The following is a 1,988-nucleotide window of genomic DNA, read 5'->3' on the forward strand; positions in this document are numbered from 1 at the left end:
TTTTAGATGTATAAAGTAGCTGTTTTTTTGGTTTTTTTCAAAGATCTTGTCCTATTTTTTTTCTAGCCCTCCCGAAGCCAGTTAGGAGGGTATGGATAGGAAGGTTCCCCCAATAAGAATAGGGTCTTTATATCCTATGTGATAGATAAATAAAAAGTAACGTGTGTTTTAAACAAAAAAACGATTCCTATCTGTCAGAAATCGTTTTTTGTTACAAGAGCTCCTTATAGGGGGAGGAGCAACGCCTATATCGACGCTATTATTAACATACGCAAAAGCAATAAAGAATATTTAAGGTGAATCCTAACCAAATAGACGAAAATCTAAATATGGTAAAGTTACAAACGAGTAGGTGTATGCAAAGTCAATCAAATTTCCATTTACATAATGTCTATAAGTTTTGTACATACTAAAAATAACGTCTGAGTGTGGCGTTGTTTCCGGAAACCTGTAAGGACCGATTCTCAGTAGAGGGAGAATCGGTCTTTTCCATTTAGATAACCAAAACACTTAAAAACGAGTGGAATCATACACACACCACAGGTTGTACACATATAGTAAAAGTATGACCGATAGAGTGCATCCCTGATATCACCAGCGCTGTATTGGTTTTTTGTCAGCTGCCGGTTAAGGGGGAGAAAACATGAAAAAAAGAAAATGTCCATGTCTGAAAAAGACTCCTTTGATTAGACCTCTACATTCACCACCACCTATCGTTTGTAAAAAGCAATGTTGCCACTCTAAATAAGAATGTATACCGACCGAGTTCTCCAAACAGAACTTGGTCTTTTTATATCCTGACAAACAAAAAGAGAAGTCTCTTTATAGACTCCTCTCTTGTAAAACGGATCGAACTTAGTGATGGTTACGATGACAGCTGCATCTTTTCTTTTCGTATCGTCTACACTTGTAGTAAACGGTACAAGAAGGTTCGCATCTTCTTTCGTGTCTTCTATGACAACAACAGTTTCTATAGCCCATGATTATTCCCCCCTAGAAATAATCCGATCCTATTGAACGGATCCGGTTATTATATGCTATGCAGGTAGGGACAAGTTGTATAGACGCTTAAATTCTTATTATTTATATGTATAATCTTATGCATACTTCTTAACGAGTTCAATGATAGATTCTGCTAATTTATTGGTGTCTCCTTCAAATAAATGATAGTTTAGTGAGTTTTGTAGATGGTTGGTCTGGGTGGATATCTTATCAATTTCTTTAAATTCAGCTGACCAATGAATGGTAGGAATACCGGTAGGAATAGATACGATACTATTATTTTGTCAACTTTTAAACCGGATTGAAAATGAAAGAAAACAAGAGAAAAGAGAAGAACAGCACATTTTATAATAAGGCTATTTTTTTGCTGTTTCAGAAACCTAAAAACCCTGAATTTCGCCGAATATGGTGAGATTCAGGGTTTTGATTTTTGTTTTGGTTCCGCAAAGGATTTTTATGTTAACTAGCTCTCTTATTTTTTACTTAAGAGGGAATTCAATGGTCCAATTCCCTTTCGTTTCAAAAATTTCATGTATTGTAAACTTTATGTTTGCATTACTAGGTAATCTACCTTCAGGATTGACTTCAATAATCCCAATATATTTATCATCTGATACCTTTAAATCTTCGAGGCCGCCATGGTTTACTTCTTTCTTGTTGATATATACATTAGGTTTACTCCAAAAGGCAGATGTATTGTAATCAAATTCTTTTTTCGTGTTTATTGTATAGGCGAGAAATATACTTTTTTTATTTTTGTATAAGCCATTTACGGTTAAGACAATTCCTTGATCTGCAATCGTTTTCTCAATTTTGGTGGTTTTTTCTTGTTTCCCTGCAACAATTAATTCTTGTTTGTTAAATTGACTACCAAACTTTGTGAAAATCTCGTTATGACTTGGAGGCTTTTCATTTGCTGAAGCAAAAACTATTGTAGTAAGCAATCCTAGCGCAATTACACCAGTTGTAATAAAACGTTTCATTTG

Annotated in this window: 2 protein-coding genes; both read right to left on the reverse strand. The window is 34.6% G+C overall.

Annotation, left to right across the window (positions count from 1 at the left end; all coding sequences use genetic code 11):
• Positions 1–1,097: 1,097 nt before the first annotated feature.
• Positions 1,098–1,274 (reverse strand): YueH family protein, encoded by a 177-nt coding sequence (locus tag G3O09_RS23035; protein WP_163103543.1) that lies wholly within the window; start codon positions 1,272–1,274, stop codon positions 1,098–1,100.
• A gap of 207 nt (positions 1,275–1,481) precedes the next feature.
• Positions 1,482–1,988, reverse strand: a 507-nt coding sequence (locus G3O09_RS21815; RefSeq protein WP_163103542.1) for a DUF4179 domain-containing protein, incomplete at its 5' end; no start/stop codon positions are given.

The organism is Peribacillus alkalitolerans (assembly GCF_010882125.1).
In the GTDB taxonomy this organism is placed as follows: Bacteria; Bacillota; Bacilli; order Bacillales; family DSM-1321; genus Bacillus_BN; species Bacillus_BN alkalitolerans.